The organism is Maribacter polysiphoniae, from assembly GCF_003148665.1.
GTDB lineage: Bacteria > Bacteroidota > Bacteroidia > Flavobacteriales > Flavobacteriaceae > Maribacter_A > Maribacter_A polysiphoniae.
The window spans coordinates 479,446-494,687 of sequence record NZ_QGGQ01000001.1 but is presented as its reverse complement, the minus strand read 5'-3'; the positions used below and the strand labels follow the sequence as shown (position 1 = coordinate 494,687).

12 protein-coding genes are annotated in these 15,242 nt (G+C 40.8%); 6 read left to right on the top strand and 6 right to left on the bottom strand.

The genetic code is table 11. The annotated features are described in order from the left end of the window. Positions 1-34: 34 nt before the first annotated feature. The 6 genes from pheS to LX92_RS02035 all read left to right on the top strand — a co-directional run bounded on the left by pheS (position 35) and on the right by LX92_RS02035 (position 7,873). On the top strand, positions 35-1,054 hold the full coding sequence (gene pheS / locus LX92_RS02060; protein ID WP_109648603.1) for a phenylalanine--tRNA ligase subunit alpha: 1,020 nt from the start codon (positions 35-37) through the stop codon (positions 1,052-1,054). A 10-nt stretch (positions 1,055-1,064) separates the two neighbouring features. Further along, positions 1,065-1,460, top strand: a complete 396-nt coding sequence (locus LX92_RS02055; RefSeq protein WP_109649039.1) for a hypothetical protein — start codon at positions 1,065-1,067, stop codon at positions 1,458-1,460. Positions 1,461-1,641: 181 nt separating this feature from the next. Next, the gene (locus tag LX92_RS02050) at positions 1,642-2,124 is read left to right on the top strand and encodes a GbsR/MarR family transcriptional regulator (protein ID WP_109648602.1); all 483 of its coding nucleotides are present in this window, start codon (positions 1,642-1,644) and stop codon (positions 2,122-2,124) included. An 80-nt stretch (positions 2,125-2,204) separates the two neighbouring features. Further along, positions 2,205-3,287: an efflux RND transporter periplasmic adaptor subunit gene (locus tag LX92_RS02045; RefSeq protein WP_109648601.1), complete on the top strand. Its 1,083-nt coding sequence runs from the start codon at positions 2,205-2,207 to the stop codon at positions 3,285-3,287. Between the two features lie 30 nt (positions 3,288-3,317). Next, complete coding sequence (locus tag LX92_RS02040) at positions 3,318-6,467, top strand: efflux RND transporter permease subunit (RefSeq protein ID WP_109648600.1); 3,150 nt, start codon at positions 3,318-3,320, stop codon at positions 6,465-6,467. 2 nt (positions 6,468-6,469) lie between these two features. Next, positions 6,470-7,873 (top strand): TolC family protein, encoded by a 1,404-nt coding sequence (locus LX92_RS02035; RefSeq protein WP_109648599.1) that lies wholly within the window; start codon positions 6,470-6,472, stop codon positions 7,871-7,873. A gap of 135 nt (positions 7,874-8,008) precedes the next feature. Here LX92_RS02035 and LX92_RS02030 read toward each other — a convergent pair whose 3' ends face one another. The 6 genes from LX92_RS02030 to LX92_RS02005 all read right to left on the bottom strand — a co-directional run bounded on the left by LX92_RS02030 (position 8,009) and on the right by LX92_RS02005 (position 15,240). Next, positions 8,009-8,476 (bottom strand): CYTH domain-containing protein, encoded by a 468-nt coding sequence (locus tag LX92_RS02030; RefSeq protein WP_109648598.1) that lies wholly within the window; start codon positions 8,474-8,476, stop codon positions 8,009-8,011. Between the two features lie 99 nt (positions 8,477-8,575). Beyond that, positions 8,576-9,742, bottom strand: coding sequence for an MFS transporter (locus LX92_RS02025; RefSeq protein ID WP_109648597.1), 1,167 nt, complete (start codon positions 9,740-9,742; stop codon positions 8,576-8,578). An 11-nt stretch (positions 9,743-9,753) separates the two neighbouring features. Then, positions 9,754-10,683 (bottom strand): ROK family protein, encoded by a 930-nt coding sequence (locus LX92_RS02020; RefSeq protein ID WP_109648596.1) that lies wholly within the window; start codon positions 10,681-10,683, stop codon positions 9,754-9,756. A gap of 48 nt (positions 10,684-10,731) precedes the next feature. After that, positions 10,732-13,119: a GH92 family glycosyl hydrolase gene (locus LX92_RS02015; RefSeq protein WP_109648595.1), complete on the bottom strand. Its 2,388-nt coding sequence runs from the start codon at positions 13,117-13,119 to the stop codon at positions 10,732-10,734. Between the two features lie 50 nt (positions 13,120-13,169). Continuing rightward, positions 13,170-13,907, bottom strand: coding sequence for a GntR family transcriptional regulator (locus LX92_RS02010; RefSeq protein WP_109648594.1), 738 nt, complete (start codon positions 13,905-13,907; stop codon positions 13,170-13,172). Between the two features lie 40 nt (positions 13,908-13,947). After that, positions 13,948-15,240: a GH36-type glycosyl hydrolase domain-containing protein gene (locus LX92_RS02005; protein WP_109648593.1), complete on the bottom strand. Its 1,293-nt coding sequence runs from the start codon at positions 15,238-15,240 to the stop codon at positions 13,948-13,950. Positions 15,241-15,242 lie beyond the last annotated feature (2 nt).

Here is a 15,242-nt window from a genome sequence, read left to right as displayed (position 1 = left end):
AGAATATTTTAAATTTGTCCCTCACTTGAATATCATGATCGATAAAATAAAGGAACATATTACGGAAGTAGAAAAATTCAATGCCGACACCAAGGAAGCTATTGAAACCTTTCGTATTAAATATTTAGGCAAAAAAGGGCTACTGAATGAGTTTTTCGCTGAATTCAAGAACGTACCCAATGACCAAAAAAAAGCATTTGGCCAGGCCATTAATACCCTAAAATTAGCGGCGAATGAAAAGGTCAACCTGCTCAAGGAAACCTTGGACAGCCAGACAGAGGAAGTTGGGAAATACGGTGATTTGACCAGACCTGGTGAAGCCATGGCCCTAGGATCAAGACACCCCATTTCCATCGTGAAAAACCAGATTATCGAAATTTTTTCAAGAATTGGGTTCAATGTTTCAGAAGGTCCCGAAATTGAGGATGACTGGCATAATTTCACTGCCTTGAACCTTCCCGAATATCATCCTGCGCGAGATATGCAGGATACCTTCTTTATTCAGACCGATCCCGATATCCTCCTACGTACGCATACCTCATCGGTTCAAGTGCGTTATATGGAAAACAACAAACCCCCTATCAGAACAATATCACCAGGTAGGGTATATCGAAATGAGGCCATTTCCGCCCGTTCACATTGCTTTTTCCATCAGGTTGAAGGACTTTATATTGACAAGGATGTTTCCTTTGCCGATCTAAAGCAGACCTTACAGATCTTTACTACCGAACTCTTTGGAAAGTCGAAAATAAGGTTGCGCCCTTCGTATTTCCCATTTACCGAACCAAGTGCAGAGGTTGATGTTTATTGGGGATTGAAAACCGAATCGGATTATAAGATCACAAAAGGTACCGGCTGGCTGGAAATTGGTGGCTGTGGTATGGTTGACCCTAATGTTCTAACCAATTGTGGCATTGATCCGGAAATCTATTCCGGTTTCGCTTTCGGTGTTGGTATTGATCGTATTGCCATGTTGCTACATCAAATTACCGATATTCGATTATTGAGTGAGAATGATGTTCGCTTCTTGGATCAATTCAAAAGCACCCTTTAATTTTTCCCTTTTGAAAAAGGATATAGAAATACCCATTGTTAAGGACGTATATCTTGCGTTGATACAGGAATGGAACGATGATTTTCTGGAGAAAAAATGGAATGCTTACATTCTGAACGACCGGGACACTCCTATTGATATGGTTCTTGTTGTCTCAAAAGGATATGATGAACATCGGAAAACCTCAACAATGAGACATTCGATTGCCGTCATGGTACCAAAATCATACGCCAAGATAGAGCTCATTCAAGATGATGTCCTCGAATTGAACAACGAATTTTTCGTCACTTTTTTTGCCGAGGGTAAATTATACGAAAGGAAATTCCTTTTCGGGAAGGACACCATTACCGAAGGGAATCTGGTTGATATCCCTATTATCCATAAACCAGGAATATTCGCCACATAGTCCGTATTTGAAGTCTTCAACAATCATATAATTCATTTCGACTCCCTAAAATCAACCATTAAACCATAAAGGTATTTTAAGGTTTTTAAGATCATTTCATTTTTTTTAACATAAAATTAAATTCGTTTGGTTTGGTTGTTTCCGAACTAACCATATCTTTGCCCCTTCAATTCTAAACATTATGGACAAGGAAGAATATCGAAAAGGACTTATAGAGGATTTAGGAATTCATTTTGAAAATGAATATTCCTTGCCCCCTCTATCGGCCCGAATTTTTGCCTCGTTGATTATGACGGAAGAAGACGGGTTGACTTTTGATGATTGCTTAACAAGAAGAGGCGCAAGTAAAAGTTCAATATCAACCTCGCTCAATCTTTTATTACAGATGGGGTTTATTAAATATTTCACGAAATCAAGGGATAGAAAACGATACTACACCGTAGCCGCAAAGGATTCCTTTATGGTTAAAAAATTAAGCAAAGCACTTAAACAACTAGAGAATGAAGAGAAAATGATGGGAAAACTAGCGGATTACAACGAAAAGTTCAATCCTGAAAAATTTAAATCAAGCCAAAAAATGAAGAAAATATATATGAACTGTTTAAAGGAACAAAAGGATATTTTTCAAAAGACCATAGATCAACTGAATACATTAAAAGAATAATTTTTTTACACCATTGGTTCGTTTTGTACCGAACCAACAGAATTAACAAAACTTTAATAACAATTTATCATCCATTTAAAATGAAAAAAATATCAATTATAGGTTCCCTTAGTCTATTGATACTATTAAGTTCTTGTTTTGGAAAGGCCCCAGAGCAGCAAAATGCCCCGAAAATGCCGGCCCCAAGTCTTAAAGTTCTAGCATTAAGCCAAAAAGACATCACCATATTCAACGAATTTTCCACTACGCTTGAAGGCAAGCAAAATGTGGAAATATGGCCAAAAGTATCTGGCTTTATACAAAACATCTATGTAGAGGAAGGTCAGAAAATCAAAAAAGGACAACTATTGTTCAAGTTAGAGACCCAAACGATGAATCAAGATGCCAAAGCGGCCAAAGCTGCGGTAAATGTGGCCCAAGTCGAAGTGGATAAGTTACGTCCCTTGGTAGAAAAAGGAATTATCAGTACTGTTCAATTGGAAACTGCCGATGCAAAACTGAAACAAGCGCAAAGTAATTATGAAAGTATTGTTTCAAATATAAACTACTCCAGAATCACAAGTCCGGTAGATGGTTTTATCGGGGAAATACCCTATAAGACCGGAGCCTTGGTAAGTTCTGCCATGGCAAGTCCACTAACAACTGTTTCCGATATCAGTGAGGTTCGTGCCTACTTTTCCTTAAGCGAAAAAGAATTATTGAAGTTTAAGGAGTCCATTCCCTTAAACCAGAAAAACCAGTTTGACCTTGAGAATGCCAATGACGCACGATTGGTGATGGTCAATGGGGAAGAGTATCCTGAACCAGGTAAGATTGCCATGATCAATTCAATTATCAACAGTACTACAGGGAGTGCCACGGCACGAGTTGATTTTAAAAATCCGAACAACCTGTTAACCAGTGGTAGTACAGGTAAGATTAAAATCCCATATCTCTATAAAAATGCCTTTGAGATTCCTCAAAAAGCAACCATAGACCTACAAGGCAATAAGTTGATATTCATTGTAAAGGATGACAACACCATAACCACAAAGCCTATACGGATTTCCGCAAATACCGAAAAGGGGTTCATTGTAACCAGTGGCATACAACCTGGAACCACCATTGTTACTGAAGGCGTCTCAAAATTAAGGGATGGAATGACCATTAATCCCGTTCAATAAATATTCCGCACAACATATAATCTAAAAAACATGTTTCAAAAATTCATAGATCGTCCCGTACTATCTACGGTGATATCGGTCATCATTGCCATACTCGGAATCTTGGGATTAACCTCCCTACCGATTGAACAATATCCAGAAATTGCACCGCCTACGGTACAGGTTACCACAACGTACACAGGGGCAAATGCTGAAACCGTACTCAACAGTGTTGTTATTCCTTTAGAGGAACAGATCAACGGTGTGGAAGGAATGACCTATATGACCTCCAATGCGAGTAATGACGGAGCTGCTACGATCAACGTCTATTTTAAGCTGGGCATAAACCCTGATATTGCCGCTGTAAACGTACAGAATAGGGTCGCCAGGGCTAATAGTGTATTGCCGGAAGCTGTTATAAAGACAGGTGTGGTGACGCAAAAATCACAAACCAGTGCCTTGTTGTTTTTCTCCATGTTTTCAGACAATAAGGATTATGATGCCACATTCGTTGAAAACTACGCCCGGATAAATTTGGTACCTAAGCTACAACGTATCGAAGGGGTTGGGAATGTAACCGTATTCGGTTCCAAGGACTACTCCATGCGTATTTGGTTAAAACCCGATAAAATGGCTGCTTTTAAACTAATGCCATCGGATATTCAAAGTGCACTTGTTGAGCAAAACCTTGAGGCAGCAACTGGTAAAATCGGGGAAAATGCAGATGGGGTCTTCGAATATGTACTAAAATACAAAGGACGGCTTTCTGAAATATCCGAATATGAGGATATTATCATCAAAGCCCAAGAAAATGGGCAGTTCTTACGTTTAAAGGATGTTGCGGATATTGAACTTGGTGCCTTTAATTACGGCACCAAGAATGAAGGTATGGGCAAACCGGGTACCGCTGTTGGTGTATTCCAAACCTCTGGTTCCAACGCGAACGACATCATAACCGAAATTGAAACTATTCTAAAGGAAAGTAAGGCGGATTTTCCAAAAGGACTGGATTATGTAATTCCTTATAATACCAAAGATTTCCTTGATGCCTCTATCTCACACGTCATACAAACATTGATTGAAGCATTTTTATTGGTATTCGTCGTGGTATTCCTATTCTTACAGGATTTCAGGTCTACCTTGATACCGGCAATAGCTGTCCCGGTAGCGATTGTGGGTACGTTCTTCTTCCTGTCCTTATTTGGGTACTCAATCAATATGTTGACCCTTTTTGCCATGATACTGGCCATTGGTATTGTGGTCGATGATGCCATTGTGGTCGTCGAGGCGGTACATGCCAAGATGGATGCAGGGGCTACCAATGCCAAAACGGCCACGAAAACAGCCATGTCAGAAATTTCAGGGGCCATTATATCAATAACCTTGGTCATGTCGGCCGTATTTATTCCGGTATCCTTTATAAATGGGTCTTCAGGGGTTTTCTACCAACAGTTCGGTATTACATTGGCCATTGCCATTATAATCTCTGCAGTGAACGCCTTGACCCTGAGTCCGGCTTTGGCTGCCCTATTTTTAAAGCCGCACGAAGCATCCGAAGAACATGATAAGGGTTTGAAACAACGTTTCTATAGATCCTTCAATGCCGGATTTAATGCTATTACCGATAAATATGTAGGCTCCGTAAGGTTTATTGCCAAAAGAAAATGGATCACAATAGTCTCACTGGTTATTTTCACAGGTATAACCATCCTATTATTCAAAACCACACCTTCAGGGTTTATTCCCAATGAGGATAGGGGACTTATCATGGCCGATATTAGTTTGCCTCCGGGAACGACATTGGAACAGACCCAGAAAACGGTTAAAAAACTGGATTCCATCTATGCTTCCATGGATATTATAGATGCGAGAATGAACGTTACCGGTTTCAGTTTATTGAACAGGGTAAATGGAGGTTCCTATGGGTTCTCTGTACTCCGTCTTAAAAACTGGGCCGAAAGAAAAGAAGCATCACAATCCGTACAAGCCGTTGTGGGGAGTCTTTTTGCTAAAACAGCAGGACTAAAAGATGCCCGTATTTTCTTCTTTACACCACCAAGTGTTCAGGGATTTGGAAACTCAACGGGTTTTGAAATGAACTTACAGAGTAAGGATGCAGACGATTGGCAAACGGTAGGGAATACCACCAATCAATTTTTGGCTGCCTTGAATGCAAGGCCAGAGGTGCAGTACGCCATTACTCAATTCAATCCTAATTTTCCACAATATGAACTGCAGGTCGATATAGAGAAAACAAAATCAGCCGGTTTAGCCGTAACCGATGTCTTTAATGCGATGCAGGGATATTACGGTGGATTGTATACCACGGATTTCAACAAATTCGGGAAACAATACCGTGTCATGATCCAATCAAAACCAGAGGATAGAGCTGACGAGGGTTCGTTGAACCATATGTACGTAACCAATAAAATGGGCGAATCGGTGCCGGTATCACAGTTCGTGTCCCTAAAGAAAATTTATGGACCGGAAGTGGTGAGCAGGTTCAATTTGCTCAGCTCGGTGAAAATCAACGGGGCCTTAAATCCGGGATATAGTACGGGGGATGCCATCAAGGCCATTGAAGAAGTTTCCGCAAAGGTTTTGCCGAACAATTATACGTATGAATACTCTGGGCTTACCAAGGAAGAAAATAATGCAGGCAGCCAGACCATCCTTATTTTCATATTGAGTTTGGTGTTTGTTTATTTCTTGTTGAGTGCCCAGTATGAATCCTATATTTTGCCATTCTCCATACTACTGTCATTACCGGTAGGTATTGCCGGTGCTATAGCATTTATCCATTTTGCAGGTTTGGAGAACAATATCTATTTCCAGATAGCATTGATCATGTTGATCGGTCTTCTATCCAAGAATGCAATCCTAATTGTTGAATTTGCGCTACAGCGTAGAAAGCACGGAATGTCTATAATGGAATCTGCAATTGATGGTGCCAAAGCCAGGCTTCGACCCATTCTGATGACATCATTCGCCTTTATCTTTGGTTTAATGCCATTGGCCTTATCAACAGGTATCGGTGCCGTGGGGAACCAATCTATTGGTATGAGTGCTGTTGGGGGGATGTTGATCGGAACCCTATTCGGGGTATTGATAATTCCGGCCCTATATGTCATCTTCCAAACATTACAAGAAAGATTGACCGGTACCCCTGACCAAGAAATTCCAGAAATAAAAGAACAATAACGATGAAAAAAATAGTCACAAATAAACTTATACTAGTCGCTTTTCTTCCGCTCTTGCTACAATCCTGTTTTGTAGCTAAAACATACGAAAGGCCGACCATGGAAACCGGGAATCTATTTAGGACCGATCAACTGCCACAAGACAGTGTTTCGTTCGCTTCAGTTTCCTATAAAGACCTTTTTACCGATGAATATCTAAAAACCTACATCGAAAAAGGATTGGAGAACAATTTGGATATTAGGATAGCATTGCAGCGTATAAATGCTGCCGAGGCCTATGTTAAACAAGGCAAGGCCGGATACTTTCCTACCCTAAATGCTTCGGCAACCGCTTCTAGGACGGCGAGAAACAGTGAAAATGGACAATTTGGAAGTTTATTCACCCAACCTTACAATCAGTTTGATATTACTGGGGCTTTATCCTGGGAGGCTGATATCTGGGGAAAGATAAGGAGTAGCAAAAGAGCGAGTGATGCCGGTTATCTACAAACCGTTGCTGCCCATAAGGCCGTAAAAACCGACTTAGTGGCACAAATAGCGATTACTTATTATCAGCTTTTGGCCCTAGATCAACAGATAAAGGTCACTGAAGAAACCATTATAAACCGTTCAAGTAGCCTTGAGACCATTAAGGCCCTTAAAGATGCGGGACAAGCAAATCAAGTTGGGGTAGATCAAACCGCCGCACAGCTCTATGGTGCCCAAAGTCAATTGTTAGACCTTAAAAATTCGCTTTTCATCACAGAAAATACGTTGAGTTTATTATTGGGTGAAGAACCACGATCCTACTCTCGTAGTACGCTCGAAGACCAAACATTGGCCAATGAAATGAAACTTGGCGTTCCTTCTCTATTATTGAGAAACCGCCCCGATATTTTACAGGCCGAATATGCTTTAGTGAATAGTTTTGAACTTACCAATGTGGCAAGAAGTAATTTTTACCCTTCGATAACACTCTCTGCAAATAGTGGTTTTCAAAGTTTGGAGTTGGATAATTGGATAGACTCCAGTTCTATTTTTGCCAATTTGGTGGGCGGACTTACCCAACCCATATTCAATGGAAGGAAGGTAAGAACAGCCTATGAGGTATCCAAAGCCAATCAGGAACAAGCGTTATTGGACTTTAAAAAAGCCCTTTTAATTGCAGGAAAAGAAGTTTCAGAGGCCTTGTATGATTATAATATATCGCTCGAAAAAGAAACTTTCATATCTAAACAGGTCGTAGCATTACGCAGGGCTGAGGATAATTCCCAAGAATTATTGAACAGCGGTTACTTAACCTATCTCGATTTATTGACTGCCAGGGAAAATGCCTTGAATGCCGAATTGAGTTTGGTAAGCAATAAACTTTCGCAATTATCGGCCACCGTGGAGTTATACCGTTCATTGGGTGGTGGATGGCAGTAACGATTATTTTAATGGCCTTTAACCACAAAATATAGGTTAAACCAAGTACAAGAAACTATTGAAAAAGGAAATCAAAACCCTTTGGCATGAATCAAATTGACTCATGTTAAAGGGTTTATTTTATGAGAAAAACCGCTACCATTCCGTAAAAGGATTTTTGCTCAATTGTGAATTATAATATCTTATATCACCGGTCACTTCCTCTCCAAGCCAATCGGGGTGTTCAAAAAAGTCTTTTTCATTCTCCAATTCAATTTCGGCGATGGTCAATCCCTCATTGGCCCCATGAAATTCATCCACCTCAAACAAATACTTCCCATTTGGGATTTCATACCTTATTTTATCGATTACCGATGGTTCACAAAGTTGAAGTAACGCTTCTGCCTCCTCAACCTTAATGCCCGTTTCCCATTCGAACCTTGTAGTTCCCGACGCATTGGAAATACCCTTAACGGTCAAGAAACCCTCATCGCCCTTAATCCGCACACGTACCGTTCTATTGGGGTCGGTATTAAGGAACCCTTGCACTATCCTTTTTTGGGAGATTGCCACTTCCCGATAGGAAATGTCCATAACCAAATATTTACGTTCTATTTCTACCATAATCGAAAGGTCTTCAAAACTAAAAGTATGTAAATGAAAGCAAAAATCCCCATAAATAATATGGGGATTCTTGGAATATAAAAGTGATTCTATTAAAAGCTAGGCCTTTTCTACCTTATCCTGCTTGGCCGTAAATGGTATGATCAACATGTATGCAAAACACGCAACCAATACAATAAGACTTCCCATAATCCCGTAGCTGGAACTAACAAAGCCCATAATTGGTGGAATTACGGCCCCACCTACGATTGCCATGATCAATAATCCTGATATTTCATTCGATCTTGAGGGCATTTTATTTATGGCGATGGAGAATATCAATGGAAATAGATTACCTGCTCCAAGGCCTACAATGAAAATAGCGATATAAGCCATCATTTCGGTAGTGGAGAACATGATCATCAAGGTTCCTACAATAGCCAAAATCGTAGTCGTTACCAAAAAGAAAATAGGTTTTAGGAATTGCAGTAAAATGGCTCCAACAAACCTACTGATCATTAAGGCTGTAAAGTAAACACTTATACCGTAGGATGCATTCTCGAGCGTGAGTCCGTGAAGCTTCATAAGAAACCCTTGAATGTTCGAATTCATTCCTACATCAGCCCCAACAATAAGGAATATTGCGATTACCATCGCAAGTACAAACTTGTTGGTTAGCAGTTTCATACACGATGCGAAGGTAGCCGGAGTTTCCGATTTTATGCTCTCATCTATCTTGGTACTTGAAAGCCAAAGCAAATTGGCCAATGATATTAAGGCATATACTGCGAATACAAGGATCCATTTGTCATATGTGATTGCCATATAGGTGGCAATGATAGGCCCTGTTAAGGAAGTAATGGCCTTCATGAACTGGGAAAGGCTTAAAAAACTCGATAGTTTCTCCTTTGGGGTCACTTCCTGTAGCAATGGACTTGCCGCGACCTGTACAATGGTATTACCGATTCCCATAAAGACAAAGGCAATCAAAATAACCACAAAAGAGTAGTAAATAAACGGTAGGAGAAGTCCAAAAATAGTAATCATAATACCGAGGTTCATCATTTTCTTTTTCCCTATTTTATCTTGTAGTACACCTACGGGAATTGAAAAGACGAAAAACCATATGAACACCATGGATGGGATAAACTGTGCCATGGAATCCGAAAGATCGAAATCTTTCTGTACGTATCCTGTTGAAACGCCCACGATATCAACAAACCCCATAATAATGAAGGTCAGGAATACTGGGAAAAACTTGTTTAGTTGTATTTTATTGGTAGCCATATATAATTATTTTAAATTTCAGGGAGTTCATTTTTCACTACATTCCAAAAGTCGTTCACAAAAAGTTTGGCACTACCGATTATGGCCGCATCTTCCATCAAGGGAGACACTTCAAACTCCAATTGCAAACCCGCCTTTTGTAAATCGCTCTTTAGTCTAGGCAAGAAAAGGTCGCTGGCCTTTGAGATATTACCACCCATAACTATAATTTCCGCTTGGAACTTTTTAACGAATGGCATCATGAATTCTGCCATATTAACACCGAATTCATTGAAAACCCTTCTTGAATCATCGGTATCCGCCGCAGCGATTTCCTTTACACCCTTTACACGTTGGGAGGTGAGTTCAAAATATCGTTCAATACACCAACGGGTTGAGAAATAATCATCGCTTATTCCCGTTTTATAGGGTTTATCCCATAAACACCCATCTTGGGGGACATCGTCCGAATTCACTTGGGGAACACCATTATTGATAAAGGCAGAACCAAAACCTGTGCCTAGGGTCACAACAATAACCTTTTGGCATTTTTTCGCCTTTCCTTGGGTAGAAACCCCAACGCCGAAAGAAGTAGCATCGTTCAGAAACCTGAGGTTTACTTTTTCGCTATTGATGAATTTAGGCAGTTCTTCGGGTACTGAAACATTGTGCAGACTTTCGTACTTGTCATTTTCCCCCTCGAACATGGCAACACCTGTTTTATAATTGAATGGACCCGGTATGGCAAATCCGATATCTGCCGTGGTCTGCATTGAAACACTCTCAATGGTCTTGTTAATGGCCTTACTCCAGTCTTGCATAATGACATCCTTCGATGCCTTATTGTCTATTTTTGCAGAAAACGTCGTATTTTCAAGAATTTCAAAGGTTCTTAAATTAACAGCTGCGCTCGTAATATGGCTTCCACCAATATCTGCCCCAATTGCTATTTGATCGGTCATATTTATTCTATTTAGGTTCGCTTTTTATTAAAAAATGGATTAATCATTCTATTGATTTTTCAACTTCATTTGTGGGACATCGGACATATGAAAATTCAGATGACCCCCTTTGGTTATTTCCTTAAAAGGAATATCCAGTTTATCATACGGATTACCATTCAACTCAATACTGTCGATATAAAAGTTGCCTTTTTTAGCGTTGGACGTCGTTATCGTAAAAGGCTGTCCCTTATCGTTTTTAACCTTGATCTCCACCTTATCAAACGTAGGACTTCCGAATTGGAAACTTGGTTCCTCACCGGTTAATCCCCTAACATCGAAAATACCCAAGGACGACATAACATACCAAGCACCAAGTTGTCCCTGGTCCTCATCCTGTCCATAACCATACCCATGTATTTCCCCTGTACCATAAAATCCATCTTCGATCAATCTGGTCCATTTCTGCGTCAACCATGGTTTTCCCGAAAAATTGAACATCCATGAAATATGTAGGTTGGGTTGGTTCCCATGGTTATACAACGTTTTTATACCTGCGAAGGCATCGATACCCTCCCCACCAAATGCCGTTTTTTCAGAGATCCTAAAAATGGAATCCAACCGGGTATTGAATTTTTCCTTTCCAATCAATTCCACCAAGGCCTCAGGTTCATGGGGAACGTAAAACGTATATTGCCATGCGTTGCCTTCCTGAAATCCGATCCATGGGGCCAAAGGATCGAAATCCTTGATGAATTCGCCATCTTTCAATCTAGGCCTAAAGAATCCTGTTTCCTTATCGTAAAATCCTTTCCATGCATGGGACAATTGCATCAGCATGCGATAATCATCCATTTTTCCCATTTTATGGGCCATTTGGGCCACTGCATAACTACTAAATGCGTATTCCAACGAATGTGAAACAGAAAATGCCGACCCCTCAGGAACATTTGCCCTATGGTTCCTCTTTCTTTCAATGTAGGGTATAAACCCGTTTTCAATAAAGCTCTTTAGATCCATTTTGCCGGCTCCTTCCTTTCTGTCTTGGTATCCGACTTCATTTTTCAATGCCGCTTCATAGGCAAGTTCAATGTTATCCTTAAGAACTCCCGTCTGATAGCCAGCAGCTATAACCAAACCTGTGAAATTGGTACCTACCCCAGAAACATACCTGCCATTGGCTATCCCATCTGCCAGCCAACCGGAGTTCTTGTATACTTCCAATTGGGACTGTACAAAATCGTTATAGTATTCAGGCCACACCAAAGCCCATAATTGTGTTAGATTCCAAAATGCACCCCACACCGCATCGGTATTGTAGACATTGTATTTTGGTTCCCCCGAAGCCAATAAGGGCAATTGGCCAACAGTACCATCGTTTTGTGGAAACTGGCCATTGACGTCATTGGATAATCCCCTGCCTAAAAGGGCGTGAAAGAGCGATGTATAAAATTTTGTCTTATTGACCTTGGAAGAATCGGTTACCCTGATCTTATCAAATTCGTTTTCCCAAGCTGTGGTGGCCTTTTCCTTTGCCTGATCAAAATCCAAGGTTGCGGCCTCAGTCCGAAGATTGATCTTCGCATTTTCTACCGATGTATAGGACAGGCCTGTTTTTATGGTGATTTCATCGGCATCCAAGGTTTTATACTTAAAGAACATTCCGGCGCCAACACCTGTAATGGAATCTACATCCTTACTGACATTTTCCCCCTTAAAAACACCATGCTCTTCGGGTTTCCTACTTACTTCGGCGTAAAAGAACATTTTTATATCGCCGTCGGTTTGATACTTTTTTACATATTCGGGGTAGGTGACCACATAACCTTGGAGGGTACCATCATTGTTATAGGTTACCTTGGCATCCTTTACTTTTCCACTTTCCCCCAATTGGTTCCCAATATCAAAAAGCAAATAGGAATTATCCGATTTCGGGAAGGTGTACCGTTGGAAACCCACCCTTTTTGTCGCCGTTAATTCCACTTGTACATTGTAATCCTTAAGGAGTACTTTATAATAACCTGGTATGGCAACCTCATCTTTCCTATCGAAACGGGACCTATACCCTTCATCGGGTTTCTCCAAGGCACCTGGAATTGTTTTTAGTCCACCCGTAATACCCGTAAAAAGAAATCCTCCTATTTGAAATTCATGCAAGTTTGCAAATCCCTCTATACTGTTCTGCCGACTGTCATAACCAACAGCTTCCCATCCACTTTTATTCCCATAAGAACCATTGGTCGAGGGTGCCAATTTTGCCATACCAAAGGGCATTGCAGCGGGGGTATAAAAAAACCAACGACTGTGCGCGGTACCAATATTGGGGTTTACGTATTGTGAAAGATTTTCTTTTTGGGGAGACTTCGTTTCAATGTCGGAATTACACCCCAATGGGACAATAATCAAAACTAAAATTGACAGAAATGCAACACCGATATTTAATCCCCGAAAGTTCATTTAAGTATATAGTAAGGTGGTAGATCTTATAAGATCTTTTAAAAAACACATCATAAATCCCTTTTTATTTCAATATCGTATGTAAAGTAATCGGTATTATAGAACACTATATTGAATTCAACCGGTCTATCCCCCGGATCGCATACCAATCGTTCCCTTCGTAAAATAGGTACTTCCGGGGCAAGATCTAATATGGAAACCAAATTTTGATCCGCCTTTACCGCACTTAACCGCTCTTTGGAAGTCGCTACGATGGTATCATGTTCGGTCTCTAACAGTTCGTAAAGTGGTGTAATGAAATCCTCTTCCCCCGTTATCCCCACCCTTGGATGAAAGTAGGATACAGAATATAGGTACTTCGCCTTGTTCGAACCACGTACTTTTTCAAGCTTCCAGATTTTCTTTGAGCTTGAAACGGATAAGGCATCGTAAACTTCGTCCGGGGCAATTTCCAAGGAAGCTTTTACCACATAGTTGACGACTTCAATACCCAGTTTCCCCATTTCTTTGGTGAAACTGATCCAATTATCGAGTCGTGTAGCGATTTTTTTATTGAGGACTTTGGTGCCAACCCCCTTTTTACGTTCAATGAGTTGTTCTTGAACCAGTGTATTTACGGCTTGGCGTACGGTATTTCTGGACACGCCTAATTTTTTCGCCAAGGTTACTTCCTTTGGCAAAAAACATTTCCCACTTCGGTATTTTTCCTGAACAATCAAAGACCTCAAGTATCCCTCAATCTGTGCATGAAGTGGCACAGGGCTATTTTGGTCTATTTTAAAGTCCATAACCAAACATTTTCCATATTCCGTCGTTGATCATCCTCACCTATTCGTTATGGGAATTCGCCCATTTTTCAAAGTTAAGAATTGCTGTGTAAAGTACACCAGCAGAACCACGAAAAGTGCCTGAACCTTCCGGTTTATTATCAACAGTGTACCATTCATAAAAGCCATCATTCTTTATAACCCTATCGGTCATCGGTAATAATTGTTCATAAGCATCCTCAACAAAACCATATTTCACCAATTGTTGAATCATTCTTGCCCCAAACCAGGTCCAATCGCCACCGTTTTGGTAGCTGTATTCCGGATTCATAATTGGGTTCTCAAAGTATCCTTCAGGATATGGGGGATATAGGGTTAGACCAATCGATCCCGCACCGGCCTGTTTCACCCTGGAAACCATTTCATCGATAGAGACTTTAATTTCCTCCTTTGAAAGCAGCCCCGCCTCTATGGCCACTGCAGTACCCCCAAAGTAGTAGATTTCGCGCTCATTAAAATCCTCCGGAAAGGGAGAACCGTCCAAATAAATATGGGGTATGAACTTTTGGGCCTTACCATCCCACAGATGATTTTTGGCATTCTTTGCCAATCGTCTCCTGATTGGTAGCCATTGTTCCTTGATGTCTGGCATTAGTTCAAGCATATTGTCCAAGGCAATGATCAACATGGCATTGTCATAGATATCAATGGCCCTATGCGTATTCCCATCAATATCGACACCCCAACCATGCTCTGGTTGTACATCTCCCCAATCGGCAGTGGTTGCCCCCCAAATAAGTCCATATTCCCTAGAGAATCGCTTGTCCATTAAAAACTGTACCGCCCACTCCATGCGTTCGGCCACTGTTTTATCCCCTATTTCCACGTTGAGAATGGAGCTATCCCCTGTCGTCTTTACATATTTGTATACAGCTTGGATCAAAGAAGTTTCCTGATCGGTCTCAACAGTGTTCTTATGGCCTGCATAGCGGGGCTCCAATTCGAAGTAGCTGAAATCGGTTTCTTCTTTGGTAATGGCTTCGGCAGGTGTAAACCCATCGATAATATTGCCATCATCGCCCTGCATTCTAAAAAACACCAAAAGGTTTTCCTTCAATTCCTCTGGCGGATATACTTCCGCTGAAAGTTCAATAAATGTATTATAGTCCCTAATCCAAACCTCACGATAGCCATCACCAGCATTAAAACCGGTTTCGATAACCGCCAAGGCCCGCTTTTTGACGGCATCGAATTGTTGGTTGGAAAGTACTTTTTGGGCGAGTTCCTTGTTTTCATTACGGTCTTTGCAACCTAGCAAGACCAAACCCAATACAATAGTGATCAGTATTCTCATTT

What these genes read in the sequence shown, in the direction of transcription:
- pheS (WP_109648603.1), top strand. Translation starts at nt 35, where the DNA reads ATGATCGATAAAATAAAGGAACATATTACGGAAGTAGAAAAATTCAAT.
- LX92_RS02050 (WP_109648602.1), top strand. Translation starts at nt 1,642, where the DNA reads ATGGACAAGGAAGAATATCGAAAAGGACTTATAGAGGATTTAGGAATT.
- LX92_RS02045 (WP_109648601.1), top strand. Translation starts at nt 2,205, where the DNA reads ATGAAAAAAATATCAATTATAGGTTCCCTTAGTCTATTGATACTATTA.
- LX92_RS02040 (WP_109648600.1), top strand. Translation starts at nt 3,318, where the DNA reads ATGTTTCAAAAATTCATAGATCGTCCCGTACTATCTACGGTGATATCG.
- LX92_RS02035 (WP_109648599.1), top strand. Translation starts at nt 6,470, where the DNA reads ATGAAAAAAATAGTCACAAATAAACTTATACTAGTCGCTTTTCTTCCG.
- LX92_RS02030 (WP_109648598.1), bottom strand. Translation starts at nt 8,476, where the DNA reads ATGGTAGAAATAGAACGTAAATATTTGGTTATGGACATTTCCTATCGG.
- LX92_RS02025 (WP_109648597.1), bottom strand. Translation starts at nt 9,742, where the DNA reads ATGGCTACCAATAAAATACAACTAAACAAGTTTTTCCCAGTATTCCTG.
- LX92_RS02020 (WP_109648596.1), bottom strand. Translation starts at nt 10,683, where the DNA reads ATGACCGATCAAATAGCAATTGGGGCAGATATTGGTGGAAGCCATATT.
- LX92_RS02015 (WP_109648595.1), bottom strand. Translation starts at nt 13,119, where the DNA reads ATGAACTTTCGGGGATTAAATATCGGTGTTGCATTTCTGTCAATTTTA.
- LX92_RS02010 (WP_109648594.1), bottom strand. Translation starts at nt 13,907, where the DNA reads ATGGACTTTAAAATAGACCAAAATAGCCCTGTGCCACTTCATGCACAG.
- LX92_RS02005 (WP_109648593.1), bottom strand. Translation starts at nt 15,240, where the DNA reads ATGAGAATACTGATCACTATTGTATTGGGTTTGGTCTTGCTAGGTTGC.